We start from the raw sequence: 14,819 nt of genomic DNA on the forward strand, positions 1-14,819 counted from the left end.
TGAAGGAAATTCAATAATAAAGTCCATTAAATAAGTCCCCCTAATTGCGAGAGGGACTTTATTATGATTCCCATATGTTTTTTGAAAAATTCGTTCACTGCAGGTAAATATTTACGTTAACTGAACAAATTCAAGTATTCAAACAGCACTGAAGAGGTTAAAAATTTTTCGAGCTAATACGACCTAAAATATGGAAAAACATGGTATAAATATAATTACGAGAAAGCCTATTATACCGCATATTTAGGGGATTTTAAGATGGTAACGAGAAAAATAAAAAGAAACATGGAAAAAGGTGAAAATTATTTTTTCGAGCTCATGAAATTCAGGAAACACTTTTTTAAAGATTTGCAAAACATAATGAAAACATGTCCTGATCCACGCCATCCAAAGCTATATCGATTATGGGTGCGATATCCTCTTTCATGATCATCCTGAAAATGTATGTGAACCTGAAAACATGCGATCGATGACGAATCATCAATTCAACAAAGATGAATGTATTGTCAACATCAAAAAGGCGTGAACAATTTGAAACCTTGGAGAATTACCACATACGACACCTTCAATGACTTCCTCTCGCGCTTTGGAACCGATGAAACTGGCGTAACATAACGGACTTATAATGATCAGGGGGAGTTTATTGAAAAAAGAGGTGTTTTGAAGATGGCCGTATTTTGGCGGCAAGTATTGGGGCGATTATATGATGGGACCGGGGTGTTATTCACGTCAATCAGAAGCATTGCGATCATTGCTTGAGGCGAGATAGACGATGTCGAAAAGACTGTTTACATGCATTCATGTCCTGGAGGCGGAAAACTGGTTGTTGGCAATATGGTTTTCAGTGTTGATCCGAGTTTATGAGAATGAGTCAGAAGAGGTCCCCAAACAGGACTGTGAATTAAAATGCGTTTTATCGTTATGGCTTCCGATCAAATTTAAGGCTGCCAATCTGCATTATTGCCGATAGTCTGTTATGCATTGTGAGAACGTATTTAAAACCTGTCATAACAACCATGGAGTTCCTTGTTACGCTTTAAAGAAGACCGCATCAAAAGCATCAGTGAAGAGTTTCATGGCGTTTGGATAAGATGAGAGACTAATGGAAAGGGCAGCAGGACAAAGATTCGTTTGGGTTAATCACATTGCGTAATAATGATTGGACATTCATGTATTGGAAGGTTACGATCAAAAAACGGCAGATGGCCAAAAGCGTTTCATGTTTTTGACCGATATCAAAATCACGGATAAAAACTGTCGAAAGCTTCTCTATGCAGGCAGAAGCCGCTGGAAGATTGAAATGAAGGTTTCAACAGACAAAAGCATATCCGATATCATATCGAACATGCATCAAGCCATGATTACACGGCCATGAGAACCATTATCTTTTTGACACAAAATAACGGGATATTTTGATGCAGCTATTTGAAAATGGCTCAAATACTTAAGTGTCAAAAGACGGCAAAAGAATATCCTCAAATCTGTAGAGACATCAGAACAAAACGACTAACAGACGAGGATATAACGAAAATGGTAAACCTATACAGGTGCGGTTCACCTGATAGATTCATTATAGCAAAGGATGTGATGCCAAGCAAAGAAATCTATTTGTGTAAAGTTTCAAAAAATTATCCCTGAAAATTCGGCTTCTCTTTTTTGGTAAAATAGGAGAAAAATAATTTCCGAATATTCAGTGTTTAATATAGTGAATTTCAAGAAACAAGTGATATGAAAATAAATTTAATCCTCAGTGCTGAGTATTCAAATAAGCACTTGCATTAACGACTAAAAACGTATATAATCATAAACGTCAATCGATATCGCTAATCGATATTGGTTTTCGAATAGGAAAGGAGTTATTCATTGGATAATAAGATATTACGCAAGCTTTTTTTAGGGTTTATCCATATTCATATACTTCACCATGCCAAAGAAGAGCCTATATATGGAACCTGGATGTTGGAAGAATTGCGCAGTCATGGGTATGAAATAAGTGCCGGAACGCTTTATCCGATTCTTCATGGCATGCAGGAAGATGAACTTCTTGATAAGCGTGAAGTGAATGTCAATGGAAAGATCAGAAAGTATTATCGGATAGGTGACGAGGTACTACGAGAGCAAAGCCTACGAACTGTTTAAGGAGATAAAGTGAAACTCATTTAGGCGAACGGTTTTTCCCCGCTAAATGTTAGTTGAACAGAATCGGGCATTTAAGGTAGTTAGCCGCCGTCCTTGGCGGTTACTAACATTATATGCGGGAAAAGTGAAACTTCATTTAGCGGAACGGTTTCCCCGCTAAAATGTTAGTTGAACAGAAATCGGGGCATTTAAGGTAGTTAGCTGCCGTCCTTTGGCGGGTTACTGACCGTTATATGCGGGATTAAATAGAGGGGGAGAAGACTATGGCTGACAAAAACAAAATATGGACGTTCATCGAAATCTTATTAACATCAACCAAATTGGGCCTGACGTCGTTCGGCGGGCCGGTCGCGCATCTGGCTTATTTTAAAGACGAATACATTGACCGGCGTAAATGGCTTGACGATAAGACTTACGCGGATATCATCGCGCTATGCCAATTCCTGCCTGGTCCGGCAAGCAGTCAGGTCGGCATATCAATCGGAATGATGCGCGGCGGTTTGCTTGGCGGACTCATCTCGTGGTTCGGGTTTACCGTTCCGTCAGTTATTGTGCTCGTTGTCTTTGCGATGATGTATCAGACATTTTCGCTGGCCGATGCAGGCTTCATACATAGCTTGAAAATCGTTGCAGCAGCGGTTGTCTTGCATGCACTGATTGGATTAGGCAAAAAGATGACACCTGATAAATCGCGGCTGGCGATAGCTGTTGTGGCGGCTGCCGTCATGTTATATACCCGTCAGCATGGATGCAGATTTAATCATTTTAGCAGCAGGTTTATTGGGACTATATTTTTAAAGATAAAGCCGAATCGAACGTTAAAGCCATTCTCATCAACAATTTCAAAAAACTTGGCCTACGTCTAGGCATTTTAATCAGTCTGCTTATAATATTGCCGCTGTTGTTAAACAGCACTACCAATAATCCGCTGCTCAACATTTTTGATATCTTTTTCAGGGTTGGTTCGTTAGTCTTTGGCGGCGGCCATGTGGTATTACCTATGATTGAGCGGGAAGTCGTCCCTGCAGGCTTATTGTCGGCAAATGAATTTTTGGCCGGTTATGGCATGGCACAAGCTGTACCGGGCCGCTGTTTAACATTCGCCAGTTACTCGGAACGATGAATGGAAGGCGTCATCGGAGCTATCATTGCTACATTGGGATCTTTCCTTCTTCATTCTGCTCATTGTAGCAGCACTGCCGTTTCTGAGTGAACTGCGTAAACGGGCATCTTTCAAGGTGGTTTAATGGGTGTGAAAACGCGAGTGTGGTCGGAATCTGCTGGCTGCCTTCTATGGATCCGGTCATCAGCAGCTCAATCGCCAGTACGACTGACTTTGCCCTGGCTGTCATCTTATTTGCGCTGTTAAATATCTGGAAAGTGCCAGCGTGGCTGATCGTGATTATAGGTGTTTTAGGCGGTTATGTTTTACAGTTTATAACGTTTTAATTCATTAAAATGGATGGGTGATGCGAGGTGGGGAGGTTTCTTGCAAACAGATGCAGCAAGTATTGGTTGACTTAAACTCGCTAATTGATAAACTAAAATAGAAAGATCATTCTATCTAATTAAAGAGGAAGTGTAAGACATGAGTCGATCTGTTAAAAAAGAAACCCTGCTCGAAGTAGCTGAACGATTATTTTATGAATACGGATTTCGCGGCGTCGGATTGAAGCAAATTATTAATGAAGCCGATGTCGCAACGATGACGCTTTATAATCATTTTTCGTCCAAGGACAATTTGGTTGAGGAAGTACTTAGGCAACGGGAAGAGCGCTATTGGTCTTATTTGATTCCCCGTGTGGGAAATGGATCAGATCGCCGTTCATCTTGCCTGAAGGCGCATGGACGTTGGTTGAAAGAACAATCATATCAAGGGACATGTTTTTAAAGAAGCCATTGCGGATTATTCCGGGAAACTGATAATGAGATGAAAAACATTTGCACGGGGGCATAAATCCAATTTGCTCGAATATTTTCAGAAATTGGCTCAAAGAAAAGGGTAAGATAACGAAACGTGACCTAGCTAATCAAGATGACATTGTTGCTTGAAGGCACCACATCTATGACCACACTGATTGGCGCAGAGAAGGCAAACCGAATACTCTATTGCGATGGCACGGATGCTTGTCCGGAATACATCGTAATTTTTGACCTTTAATTAGAAAGGTCGTTCTATATAATTTAAAAGTGAGGATGGATACGATGAAATTTTCACGGTTAGTTTTACCTGGCGTTACATGATGCTGTCACCTATGGATTGGCAAGGTCAGCTTTGGTCTGCTCTTCCCATATAAATGAATCCCTTGATATGTCCGAGTTTGTATCAGGGGTGATCTCGGTCGTATTTATTGGCCTTGCTTTACGATTGTCCTCTCCACTGTCATTACGACAGCAGCAGGGCCAAGAAGGATGATCTCAGCTGGCCTGTCAGCATTCCGGAATGTGTTGATGTCTGTAACGCCAAATGCCTGGATACTTGCGCTTGGCGTGTTACTTGCTGGCGGAAGCACGGGATTGGTATCACCACCTTATGGCGCTGCGATATCGTTATGGATTAAAGAGAATAAACAAGGAAGAGCAAATACATGGATTAATTCAGGAACAAGTTTTGGCATAGCCCTTTCCGGAGTCGGTGCTATTTTATTAACAGAGAATTGGCGACTGACGTATTTAATTTATGCTATCCTGACATTGCTGATTTTGATTTGGAACTTCCAAGTGATTCCGAAAGTAGGGGCAAATCCAAGGTTAAGGTTTGAAAAAGGGCAACTGTCTATACGCGGCGTAAAGGTCAATCCTTTGAGTCTGGCCTCACTATTTTAGGAATTTCCAACAGCGGCTTTTGGACATTTCGAGGACGTTATAGAAGTGGCCGGTGATTACAGTGATGGCAGCTTTCCGGATTTTGGGTCATCATAGGACTATGTACTGGGATTTCCGGTCTCTGATTGAAAGGGGGCGGACTGTCTTTAGCTATAAATTAGAAGTTTGGCGATCGCTTCTGCATCGATATTCTATCGATCTCACCTGAAAATTGTACGTGTCTACGTATCGGCTGGCATATTCGGCGCCTCTTATATATTTTAACCGCGTGCTCTTGTGTGGGGTTATCGTGTAATTTATGACGAATGCATCCCTAGGTATTGGCGTTCCGTTTTTGCTTTTGGCGGTTGGGCAGGTAATAGGGTCGGTACTTGCTGGATGGTTAATTGGAACATGGGGTTATGCGATGGTCTGTATTTATGGACTGTGGCTTGAATGGCTGCCCCTTGTAGGTCCAAGAAACGTAGAGCAGTTATGTAAACATAACAGGGGATTGAAAATAAGAGTGAAACAGTTGAGGTATGTTAAAATATAAAGCAAAAGGAGGGAATTAGTGTGAATAAGGAACATGAGCAGGAAATCAAGGAGCAATTCAGGAAGCAGGCAGCGGGCTTTTCAAATGAGCTGTTAACATTGAATCAAGAGGATCTGTTGACTTGGATTGTGGATAGTCTGGACTTGGATAATGGCATGACTGTCTGACGTTGCGGGGACCGGCATTTTTGAGTCGTTCCGATAGCACCTTTTTAATCATGTGGACGTCCATTGACATATCTCAGGAAATGATGAGTGAAGGACAATCAGAACAAAAGGGGCTGTCAAATATTGATTATCAAATTGCTGATGCTGAAAATCTCCCCTTTAAACAAGAATCCTTTGATTTGGTCATAAGCAGACTGGGTTTTCATCATTTTACAGATCCAGGCAGAATCCTTCATGAAATGAACAAAGTGTGCGTTCCGTAAACGAATGTCAGCGTCATCGATATGATTTCCCGCGGAAGAATGATGAATGTACCGCCTTTACAATCATTATGAAAGGCTCCGGATCCGTCCATGTGAATGCGCTAAGAGGTCACAGTTTATGAACTGTAAAACTACAGGACTGGAAATTGAACAAGCTGAAATTATCGACGTTCCGGTTCACTTGAACAGATGGCTGGCGCTGACCGGGACAGATGATCACATTAAAGAACAGATCACTCATGATATCAATACTGAACTTAAAACCGGGAATGTCATAACAGGTTTTTCGCCATACATAGAGAACGGGGAAACAATGTTTAAACAGAAGTGGATTAAAATGATCGGTAAGAAATCAACGTGATGGTATAAACATGGCAAAGGCCGGTGGAGCAGTGAATTGGCCTGCTTTCAAAACCTGTGATGATGACATTTTTGATGATAATGATATCATTTGAAAGTCTCTAAACTGGTTGCTATAGAATGGTAATAAAACAAAAAGGAAGAGAAGCGTCATGACATGGGAAATTCTTAATATCATCGGTACCCTTGCTTTTGCCATCAGTGGTGCTCTTGTCGCGATGCAAGAGGATTATGATATCGTTGGTGTTCTCGTTTTGGGGTTTGCAACGGCTTATGGAGGAAGCACGATTCGTAATTATTAATTGGTATCCAATCGGAGGCCGTCCCATCTGGACACAGGAGACTTAGGTTGTGCTGTCTTCATCACGATTATTATGTTTTCTGATTCCGGACCGGGTGGATCCAATATTGGAAAATGGTATTTTGATGCGATCGGGATGGCTTCATTTGCCTTACAGGGGGCTTCCGCTGCTATTCAAATTGGTGCGCCCATTAAGTGCGGTGATTGTCGCGGCAACCTTAACGGGTTGCGGCGGTGGAATGATCCGGGATGTCTTTGCAGGGAGAAAACCGATGATTTTCCGGGAAGAGATTTATGCGCTTTGGCGGCACTTGGCGGGCTAGTGATTGGGGCTCGGGATCATCGAGGCACCTTGGGCAGCAGGTGCGCTGTTTGCCGCGATTGTTACATTAAGACTATGCTCAGTCCGGTTTAATTGGAGGTTGCCCCGTCATTCTAATATAATGTTCGTTTTCTTATGAAAGGCGTTCCTTGAACCCAAAAGAGCAGCTGTATTAATGCCGCAGACGTTTCTGCTCCGGTGCTGGGGTAGTGGCAAAAACATAACACCGCCCACAATAAAAAGTGAGCCAATTATTTCGTGGCCGGTAATCGGTTTTTGCAGCAAAAGCACCCCCATAATCATGGCAATGAATGGTTCCAGGTTGGATAAGATAGAGGCCTTTGAAGCAGCGGCCATAGCGAATATAATGATCCATAAGTGTGGCTATGCCATGGACGACATCGCTGTTGCATCAAAAGACCCCATAACTTGCCAGCCGCCGGCCCAGTGTTACAGGGTCATCCATGATAAAAATGGCTGGCAATGAATATAACAAAAACCGATGACATTGAATAAAGCGTTGTGACAAGAGGGCTATGCCGTTGTGATAAAATCGGGTGATAATAATCAGAATGGCGAATGACACCATTGTACCGACAATCCACAACAAACCGGGTTCAAAATGGAGTGCAGCGCCTCCCTTGGTTACCACAAAGTAAATGCCTGTGATCGCAATTGCTGAACCAAAGAGCATGCGCGGCGTAAATTTTTCATTCAAAAAAATGGCTGCCAGGACTCCGGTCAATATGGGGGCTGTGGCAAGAATTAGTGCAGATGTTGTGGAATCTGCAGTGACAAGCCCTTCAAAAAAAGTCCACTGATTAATGAAAACACCTACGACACCGAGCAAAAGAATCCATGCCCAATCACGCGGTGAAATCTTCTGGAGTCCATGTCTTGACGAGACGAATATAATCAGAAAAAGAACAATAAACAATAATCTGAGAGATGTTAAAACTGCCGGCGAGAAGTATTAGGCAGTCACAGATAAGTTTTGAACATTGGATTATCCCTCTTTCTTCATGATGTCAACTGCTCTATTTTAGCTAATCAGCAACCCATTCACAAATAAAACAGTTCGTGAAAGGGGTCTGTCCCCCACTGCTTTAACGCGTTACCGTAGTGAGGGACAGACCCCAGAAAGGACCGTACCATATGAATCGTCTTCGGAAGGGTAATAAAATGCAAAATTTGTTGCCAACTGTCAAGTTCGGTTTAAAATTTAAAATGATTGGGTTAATCAGTCTGTTAATCGTTGGTATTTTTATCATTTTTGCCAGTTTCCTTCATACATTTATTTCCAATACCATCGAAGACCAGGTTGGCAAACGCGCTTTAAGCGTGGCACAGAGTATTGCCGATACACCCCAAATAAAAGAAGCCTTCCAATTGGAAAATCCATCCTCTGTGATTCAAGATATTGTAGAACCAATCCGGGAAGAAATAGATGCAGAATTTATTGTTGTTGGAAACAGGGAGGGGACGCGATATTCTCACCCAAAACCTGACAGGATCGGGGAGAAAATGATAGGCGGGGATAATGAACGTGCATTGCAGGACGGGGAAGAATATGTGTCTCGCAGTACCGGGTCACTCGGACTGTCTATTCGCGGGAAGGTGCCGGTTCAGAGTGAAGCGGGAGATATTATTGGTGTCGTGTCTGTCGGTTTTCTTAATGAAGATGTTCAGAGCATTATAGCGAACCAGAGTCAATCACTGTGGATTACCCTTCTGGCAGTGGTTTTATTAGGTATTGCTGGTGCGATTTTGATTGCCCGCTACATCAAAAAATTATTATCTGATATGGAACCTGAGGCAATTTCTGATTTATTGCTGCAAAAAGAAGCGATTATGCAGTCGACCCATGAAGGCATGATAGCTGTTGACAATGAGGGAATCATAACCATGATGAATAAAGCAGCTAACAACATTTTGTTTAATGAGACGGAGCAAAAACGTGATTATGCGGGCAAGTCGATCAGGGAAATATTGCCTCATACTGCTTTGTTTGACGTTTTGGAAAACGGTGAAAGCCAATATGACAAGGAAATGATACTTGGAGAATCGATTGTTTTGGTAAATCTGGTGCCTGTGTACAGAGAAGGAACGATTGCCGGGGCTGTGTCCACATTCCGTAAAAAAACAGAAATGGAACATGTGACACGTGAGCTTCAGCAAATTAAACAGTATGCGAATACACAGCGGGCTCAAACCCATGAATTTTCCAATAAACTCTATACGATTCTTGGTTTGCTTCAATTAAATCAATACCAGCAAGCTATCGACTTTATTAAAAAAGAAAAAAATATTCAGCAGGAGCGCTCCCACTTTTTGACACAGAATGTAGCAGACCCTGTGGTGCAGGGGCTGTTGCAAGGGAAAATCAATCAGGGGAATGAACTGGCAATCAATATATCTATCCATCCGGACAGTCAGCTTAATCATCAATATCATGGCATCAAACAGGAGGCCTTGATTACCGGTCTTGGCAACATGCTTGAAAATGCAATTGAGTCAGTCAAACAGAATCAGGAAGAGGATAAGCAAATAGCCGTCTTTTTCACGGATTTGGGAGATGACGTTGTGATTGAGGTGGATGATTCCGGTCCTGGTGTTACCGAGGAGGATGCACCGTATATTTTTGAACAGGGATACTCCACAAAAGAAAAGGAAAATGGAGGAACAGGGCTGGCCTTGAGCCGGCATATTGTCCATCAGGCAGGTGGTGAAATCATGCTGGAAGAAGGAGAAATGGGCGGTGCGTGTTTTGTCTTGATTATACCTAAAAATGGAGGAAACACCGATGAGTGATGATATACATGTTCTTATTATTGAAGATGATTTTCGGATTGCAGATATAAATCGGCAATATGTCGAAAAAAATGAAGGATTTTTGGTTGATAAAATGGTTAAGACTGGTGAGGAAGCACTGATTTATCTAAAAAATTGCCACACAAAGCCGCAGCTGATCTTGCTTGATATTTACATTCCTGATGTAAAAGGGATGGAGTTGCTGTGGCAGATTCGTCATCATTATCATGACGTGGATATTATCCCTGTTACTGCTGCCAACGAGACGAACATCATAAATGAAGCTTTGCGGGGCGGCGTCTTTGACTATATCGTAAAACCGGTGGATGCTGACCGTTTTGCAAAGTCTCTGAAACGATATAAGCAGCACCGGAGATTTTTCACCGCGAAAGACGCTTTGGAGCAGCATGAGATTGATTCTATTACAGGAATTCATGACCCGGCCCATTCCAGCACTACAAATGCTAGTTTGCCCAAGGGTATTGATCCGATCACATTGAATGATATCACTGAGCTTTTGAAATCTAATAAGCAACAAGGGATAACTGCTGTAGATCTAAGCAAACAGATTGGGACAAGCCGATCCACGGCCCGCCGCTACTTGGAGTACTTAGTATCTCAGAAGGTGATTCATACCCGATTAAAATACGGAAGTGTCGGGAGACCGGAACGCGAGTACATGCATCGTGAAACTTATGAACAAAATTAATAATATAAAAAATAAATAACTTATCATGAGAAGGTTTATCCTTCTTTTTTTTCGTGCTAATTTGTTTATTAATCAAAATAATATTTTTCTTCTGTAGTTTGCTAGCGTTTCCATTTAAATTGTTTGAACATTCTCCAAAGGGAGGGAAGCTAGTGACAGAGGAAACTTAACAGCATGAAAGAAAGGAAGATACTGTGTTAAGTTTAATCGGATTTGCGACTATACTGACAATTGTCATTTTACTCATTAAGGGAAAGGTTTCACCTATCATTGCCATGGTTATAATACCGGTAGTGGGTGCGCTTGCTGCCGGCTTTGGCTTGAGTGAAATTGGTGAGTTTTTTAACCAGGGAATGGATTCTGTAATCGATGTTGCCATCATGTTCATTTTTGCCATTCTCTTCTTTGGTATTATGCAGGATACCGGGCTTTTTGATCCTTTTATTAATAAAATGATTGCGATTTCAAAAGGGAATATCATTGCGATCAGTGTCGCGACTGTGTTGATTGCAGCTCTTGGCCAACTGGATGGTTCCGGTGCATCGACATTTTTGATTACTATTCCGGCGTTGCTGCCATTGTATAAGCGATTGCATATGAGCCCCTATTTACTGCTTCTCTTAATCGCCGGAAGTGCTGCCATTATGAATATGTTGCCATGGGCCGGGCCTTTGGGACGAACGGCTTCTGTTATAGGTATGGATGTTACGGAATTATGGTACCCGCTCATCCCGGTACAAATAATTGGGATGGTACTGATGATCGGTTTAGCTATTTTTCTTGGGTATAGGGAAAAACGGAAAATCACCGAACAATTTGGGCATCCAGAGGCTCTGCGGGAATCCGCAGCTGCACTTGAGGAGACACCGGAAGAAATAGCACAAGAGGATGAGAAAGCTTCTTTCACAGAAAATTCCCTTGCTCGTCCGAAATTAATCTGGGTCAATGCGATCATTGCAATCGGTGTTATTGCATTGTTGGTATCAGGCATCATTCCAGCTGGCTTTGCGTTTATGCTTGGGGTCAGTATTGCACTGCCTATTAATTATCCAAAAATGAAAGATCAAACTGAACGAATCAAGGCACATGCTTCAAGCGCCCTGACAATGGCAACAATCATTCTTGCTGCCGGTTCATTTTTAGGGATTTTAACTGGAAGCGGTATGCTGAATGCCATAGCAGAAGATGGTGTTGCTGTTATGCCTGACGCTCTTGGCCCCTATTTACATCTGATTATTGGCGTCTTGGGAGTACCCTTTGACATACTGCTAAGCACTGATGCGTACTATTTTGCATTGTTTCCGGTAGTGGAACAGATTGCAGCAGGTTTCGGCACAGCCACGTTAACAACAGCATATGCGATGATTATTGGTAATATCGTAGGGACATTTATCAGCCCGCTTGCACCAGCGGTTTGGCTGGCACTTGGTTTATCAGGCCTTGAGATGGGACGTCACATAAAATACTCCCTGCCGTGGTTATGGGGATTAAGCATTGTGTTACTCATTATTGCACTGATGATTGGCGTCATTTAAAAGTACATCAGCAAGTGATCAAGATGAAAATAAAGAGGAACAAGAAGAGTCAATCAATGTTGACGAAGGTCTGCTGGATGCAGAAATTACGATACCGCCTTCGTTACTGGAAGGTGAGGATAAAGAAGAGGTCATTGACGAGGCTGAAGAAGCAGGTGTGTCTGAAGTGGCGGAGAATGATGATGGCTCTCTCACATACAAAATGTCTAAGTCCACACATAATGATATGATGGTTAAACTTAAAGAGAACGTCAATCAAACGATTGAGGAGATTAAAAATGATGGGGAATATATTTCCATTGAAGATATTATGGCAAACGATTCATTCTCTGAATTTACAATGGTCGTAAATCAAGAAAAATTCGAGAATAGTTTTGATGGGTTTGCGGCAATGGGGCTGGCGATTTCCGGACTCTATTATCAGCTGTTTGATGGCGTAGACCCTGATAATTATGAAGTGACCATAAACATGGAAAATACTGATACCGGGGAAGTTTTTGATTCAGTTGTTTATCCTGATGCCATTGAGGAAATGGAGGAGCAGTAATCTATTATGATAGCATTCTTAATTAAGAGTGCTTGTTATTTTCACTAATCAAGAGAAAGCTCATTTATTTCTCTCATCAGTTTCCCGGCATTCACAAAATTATAATAATTGTTATCTCGCCAAACAATGCCTCCATTTGTAAAAGCAGGAATAAACAAAGAGGCTGTCTCTTATGGTAATGGCTTCCGTTGCCTATCGCAAACATTAAAAAATGTAAGCAAAAATGACTATCAAATTGTAGACTGGCGGTGATTGGAGGTTTGGAAGCGCTTCTTCCTTGGCGGTAAAAAAATTAAGTCTCGTAATTCTAAAATATTAAGGAATAGGGCGCAAATATTTAATAAGGAGTTGTCGATCCGTCAGCTCTTATTATGAAAATGGCAAGGTTAATTTAATAGGAAATTATAATTTTGGGATATTAGACATACCCTCTTAGGTAGGAGGGATTTATATGCAAAAAAAATACCAAGTTGTTGCTTTGATAGCTATCACGATTATTGCAATATGATACATTTAGTGGAAATTAGAGGTGGGTAAGATGTGTCCATTTAGAATTTCGTTCTCACAGTTACATCATCATATCAAGTAGCCTTGCTATTCGATTTTAAAATCGCAAAATAGGAAGGCTATTTATCATTAAATCGCATTTGAATTTGGTTATAAACTTAATTCAGGTGCGGTTTTTTATTTATCAAAAAACTGGAGGTAAGAAAAATGAAGAAAATGGATTACCAAAATGTAAAGGGTACACAAGATTATTTACCGAATGCGGAAAAAATGCGAAGAGACATTAGAAGGATTTTAGAAGACGTATTTATTCAATATGGATGTCAACCACTGGAGACACCTATATTAAATCACACTGAATTGCTTGCTTCTAAATATGGTGGAGGAGCAGAAATATTAGAAGAGATGTACACTTTGACAGACAGAGGAGAAAGAAGTCTTGCTTTAAGATATGATCTCACTATTCCGTTTGCAAAAGTAATTGCAATGAACCCAACATTGAACTTTCCTTTTAAAAGATATGAAATTGGTAAGGTATTTAGAGATGGCCCTATAAAAACGGGTAGGCTTCGAGAATTTACTCAGTGCGATGTGGATATTGTAGGCGTTGATTCACAAATAGCAGAGGCTGAACTAATGATTATGGCGTTGGATGCTTTTAGAAAGCTGGACTTAAATGTAATGGTCCAATATAACAACCGAAAACTACTGACAGGGATGCTTGAAGTGTTTGGTACAGAAGGTGAAAAGATGAATAAAGTAGTGTTAATACTTGATAAACTTGAAAAAGTTGGTTTAGAAGCTGTCGTCACCGAACTTAGTGAACAAGGATTATCAAAATCAACTATAAGCTCACTGAGACAGTTTTTAACCGATGGAAATAATTCAAGCTTCAGTTATTTCGAGTCATTTTCCAACCAAAATGAACAAGTGAGACAAGGTTTAGATGAATTGAGAGAGTTGGCAACTTATTTAGAATTTCTTGGTATCAATAATCAATGTGTATTTAACCCGTTTTTAGCAAGGGGGTTAGAGATTTATACGGGGACTACTTATGACATCTTCTTATGATCAATCAATTAAGTCAAGTATTGGAAGCGGTGGAAGATATGATAGTGCAATTGGTGGGTTGATAGGTACAAACGAGAACTTTTCAACAGTAGGAATTTCATTTGGCTTAGATGTAATTTATACAGCTATGAGTACATTTGATAAAGTATTAAAAGAAATTCCTAGTGTAGATTATTATATAATTCCATTAGGTACTCAAAAAGAAGCCTTAGTGGTAGCAAATGATTTAAGAAAAAAAGGGTATAAAGTCGAATTTGAAATGAGCAATAAAAAGATAGGAAAGGCGCTTGAGAAAGCAAATAAAGAAGGGGTTCGCAATGTTATAATTATTGGCGAAGATGAAGTCAAAAATAATCACTTTAAAATAAAAGATATGTTTTCAGGCGATGAAAAAATTGAATCGTATCAGTTTAGGTGACTTTGAATACCTTATTCAACTACCTTTTTTAATAACAATCTTACGAACGGCGCTAATCTGGAATAAATATTATCGCCTTAAACCAGATTGTGGAGCAACACATTGTGGATTTAACCGAATTATCTTAAACTAAAATGGCAGTAATGTTAAGAACGAAAAGTGGTGTAGTGAATGAAAAAGATTATAAAAACCGTTTTTGGTTTCAGTTTCATATTTTATATATTCGCATTGGTAATGCTATTGCTTATGGGCGGTAGGGGTTATATATAAACGACCTGTCATTACTAGAATATATAAAGTCCTCTTCA

The 14,819-nt window shown here is 40.7% G+C and carries 18 protein-coding genes and 1 pseudogene; 16 read left to right on the forward strand and 3 right to left on the reverse strand.

Annotated elements, in window-relative coordinates; all coding sequences use genetic code 11:
- Window positions 1–1,863 precede the first annotated feature (1,863 nt).
- The 3 genes and pseudogenes from Len3610_RS19395 (at window position 1,864) to Len3610_RS21360 (ending at window position 3,262) form a co-directional block, all read left to right on the forward strand.
- A pseudogene (locus Len3610_RS19395) lies at window positions 1,864–2,152 on the forward strand (PadR family transcriptional regulator).
- Window positions 2,153–2,402: 250 nt separating this feature from the next.
- On the forward strand, window positions 2,403–3,005 hold the full coding sequence (locus Len3610_RS21355) for a chromate transporter (RefSeq protein ID WP_255259698.1): 603 nt from the start codon (window positions 2,403–2,405) through the stop codon (window positions 3,003–3,005).
- A gap of 26 nt (window positions 3,006–3,031) precedes the next feature.
- Window positions 3,032–3,262: a chromate transporter gene (locus Len3610_RS21360; protein WP_255259699.1), complete on the forward strand. Its 231-nt coding sequence runs from the start codon at window positions 3,032–3,034 to the stop codon at window positions 3,260–3,262.
- 28 nt (window positions 3,263–3,290) lie between these two features.
- Here the strand turns inward: Len3610_RS21360 and Len3610_RS21365 are convergent, their stop codons facing one another.
- Window positions 3,291–3,491 carry a hypothetical protein gene (locus Len3610_RS21365; RefSeq protein WP_255259700.1) on the reverse strand — a complete coding sequence of 67 codons (201 nt, stop codon included), beginning with the start codon at window positions 3,489–3,491 and terminating at the stop codon, window positions 3,291–3,293.
- Window positions 3,492–3,727: 236 nt separating this feature from the next.
- On the opposite strand from Len3610_RS21365, the gene Len3610_RS21370 reads away from it, so the two are divergent.
- The 7 genes from Len3610_RS21370 (at window position 3,728) to Len3610_RS22035 (ending at window position 6,914) form a co-directional block, all read left to right on the forward strand.
- The gene (locus tag Len3610_RS21370) at window positions 3,728–4,030 is read left to right on the forward strand and encodes a TetR/AcrR family transcriptional regulator (RefSeq protein ID WP_255259701.1); all 303 of its coding nucleotides are present in this window, start codon (window positions 3,728–3,730) and stop codon (window positions 4,028–4,030) included.
- A 521-nt stretch (window positions 4,031–4,551) separates the two neighbouring features.
- Window positions 4,552–4,965: an MFS transporter gene (locus Len3610_RS21375; RefSeq protein WP_255259702.1), complete on the forward strand. Its 414-nt coding sequence runs from the start codon at window positions 4,552–4,554 to the stop codon at window positions 4,963–4,965.
- A 555-nt stretch (window positions 4,966–5,520) separates the two neighbouring features.
- Window positions 5,521–5,667 (forward strand): hypothetical protein, encoded by a 147-nt coding sequence (locus Len3610_RS19415; protein ID WP_176449362.1) that lies wholly within the window; start codon window positions 5,521–5,523, stop codon window positions 5,665–5,667.
- A gap of 20 nt (window positions 5,668–5,687) precedes the next feature.
- Window positions 5,688–5,930 (forward strand): class I SAM-dependent methyltransferase, encoded by a 243-nt coding sequence (locus tag Len3610_RS19420; protein WP_176449363.1) that lies wholly within the window; start codon window positions 5,688–5,690, stop codon window positions 5,928–5,930.
- A 118-nt stretch (window positions 5,931–6,048) separates the two neighbouring features.
- Window positions 6,049–6,291 carry a hypothetical protein gene (locus Len3610_RS19425; RefSeq protein ID WP_176449364.1) on the forward strand — a complete coding sequence of 81 codons (243 nt, stop codon included), beginning with the start codon at window positions 6,049–6,051 and terminating at the stop codon, window positions 6,289–6,291.
- 151 nt (window positions 6,292–6,442) lie between these two features.
- Entirely contained in the window at window positions 6,443–6,592 is a 150-nt protein-coding gene (locus tag Len3610_RS22030) for a trimeric intracellular cation channel family protein (protein WP_369693609.1), read from the forward strand.
- 49 nt (window positions 6,593–6,641) lie between these two features.
- Window positions 6,642–6,914, forward strand: coding sequence for a TRIC cation channel family protein (locus Len3610_RS22035; protein ID WP_369693610.1), 273 nt, complete (start codon window positions 6,642–6,644; stop codon window positions 6,912–6,914).
- Window positions 6,915–7,021: 107 nt separating this feature from the next.
- Here the strand turns inward: Len3610_RS22035 and Len3610_RS22040 are convergent, their stop codons facing one another.
- Together Len3610_RS22040 and Len3610_RS19440 are read right to left on the reverse strand one after the other, a co-directional pair.
- Complete coding sequence (locus tag Len3610_RS22040; protein WP_176449365.1) at window positions 7,022–7,270, reverse strand: EamA family transporter; 249 nt, start codon at window positions 7,268–7,270, stop codon at window positions 7,022–7,024.
- Between the two features lie 55 nt (window positions 7,271–7,325).
- On the reverse strand, window positions 7,326–7,850 hold the full coding sequence (locus Len3610_RS19440; protein ID WP_176449366.1) for a DMT family transporter: 525 nt from the start codon (window positions 7,848–7,850) through the stop codon (window positions 7,326–7,328).
- 245 nt (window positions 7,851–8,095) lie between these two features.
- Between Len3610_RS19440 and Len3610_RS19445 the strand changes: the two genes are divergently transcribed.
- The 6 genes from Len3610_RS19445 (at window position 8,096) to Len3610_RS22045 (ending at window position 14,511) form a co-directional block, all read left to right on the forward strand.
- Window positions 8,096–9,724, forward strand: a complete 1,629-nt coding sequence (locus Len3610_RS19445; RefSeq protein ID WP_255259703.1) for an ATP-binding protein — start codon at window positions 8,096–8,098, stop codon at window positions 9,722–9,724.
- A complete protein-coding gene (locus tag Len3610_RS19450) occupies window positions 9,717–10,433 on the forward strand; it encodes a response regulator (protein WP_176449368.1) in 717 nt (238 codons plus the stop codon). Before Len3610_RS19445 ends, Len3610_RS19450 begins: the two co-directional genes overlap by 8 nt.
- Window positions 10,434–10,627: 194 nt before the next feature.
- Window positions 10,628–11,968 (forward strand): CitMHS family transporter, encoded by a 1,341-nt coding sequence (locus Len3610_RS19455; protein WP_176449369.1) that lies wholly within the window; start codon window positions 10,628–10,630, stop codon window positions 11,966–11,968.
- Window positions 11,955–12,515: a hypothetical protein gene (locus tag Len3610_RS19460; protein WP_176449370.1), complete on the forward strand. Its 561-nt coding sequence runs from the start codon at window positions 11,955–11,957 to the stop codon at window positions 12,513–12,515. The genes Len3610_RS19455 and Len3610_RS19460 overlap by 14 nt, the downstream gene beginning before the upstream one ends.
- 714 nt (window positions 12,516–13,229) lie before the next feature.
- A complete protein-coding gene (locus Len3610_RS19465) occupies window positions 13,230–14,093 on the forward strand; it encodes an ATP phosphoribosyltransferase regulatory subunit (protein WP_369693611.1) in 864 nt (287 codons plus the stop codon).
- Window positions 14,077–14,511, forward strand: coding sequence for a His/Gly/Thr/Pro-type tRNA ligase C-terminal domain-containing protein (locus tag Len3610_RS22045; RefSeq protein WP_369693612.1), 435 nt, complete (start codon window positions 14,077–14,079; stop codon window positions 14,509–14,511). The genes Len3610_RS19465 and Len3610_RS22045 overlap by 17 nt, the downstream gene beginning before the upstream one ends.
- The last annotated feature ends 308 nt before the right edge of the window (window positions 14,512–14,819 follow it).

Origin of the sequence: Lentibacillus sp. CBA3610 (genome assembly GCF_013373365.1) — a bacterium.
In the GTDB taxonomy this organism is placed as follows: Bacteria; Bacillota; Bacilli; order Bacillales; family Amphibacillaceae; genus Lentibacillus.